The organism is Oleiphilus sp. HI0132, assembly GCF_001635845.1.
The window spans coordinates 1-842 of record NZ_LWGJ01000332.1 but is presented as its reverse complement, the minus strand read 5'-3'; the positions used below and the strand labels follow the sequence as shown (position 1 = coordinate 842).

Genomic DNA, 842 nt, shown 5'->3' with positions numbered 1-842 from the left:
AGAAGCGGGCCTTGGTAAAATTTGAGTACGGTTCAAGAGCGGATAAATATGACCAGCGTCTGACGCGTGAATATCATATGAATGACGCAGAGCACGCTATCTTTTGCATGCTCTTGCTGCGAGGCCCGCAGACGGTGAATGAGCTTCTCACCCGAACCCGCAGAATGTATGAGTTTTCAGGGCCAGAAGAACTAATTGCTTTAGTCGATAAGCTGCTAAACAGAACAACACCATTGATGTGTCGCTTACCGTCGTCTGCCGGACAGCGGGAAGATCGTTATATGCACCTGCTCAGTGGGGAGCCTGATATGACGCAAATACAAGAGCCTTCAACACCAGTAAGCGACTCTTCAGCGTCTTCAGATGAGCTCTTCGCTCGAATTGAAGAGCTTGAGAAACAAGTCGCTTGGCTGATGGAGCAGAAGCAGTAAGCAAACACTAATAATAGCGAATAGAGCGAAGGCTAAAATAAGCTTTCGTGACGGTCGATATTAGAAAGCGGAATCGTGATAAATGGCAGGCCTAGGGCATCGGTCTTCACCTTGGCCTGTAAGACTTGGCTACGATTTTCGCTGCCGGTTTCGCNGATGTAGTAATACATTTCTGCGATACCGTGGAATTTCTCTAAAGTGATGATGTTTAGCTGAGTGTTTTCAGCGACCCCTGGAACATAGCCAAAGGGTATGGCAATACCAAAGTTGTCCAAGTCTGTGCCAAGAGAGGTGTAGAAGGCTGTCATCACCTGTTCAGACTCTTCTTGTGTGGCCACAACATTGATACCGAAACGGCTTTCTAACTCAATCGCCAAACGTTTGTCGGCATAAGCTTTAAGGGGTGAATCA

General features: G+C 47.3%; 1 protein-coding gene. It reads left to right on the top strand.

All coding sequences use genetic code 11. From position 1 onward, the window contains the following. Positions 1-431, top strand: a 431-nt coding sequence (locus A3766_RS03970; RefSeq protein WP_156508670.1) for a DUF480 domain-containing protein, incomplete at its 5' end; no start/stop codon positions are given. Between the last annotated feature and the right edge of the window lie 411 nt (positions 432-842).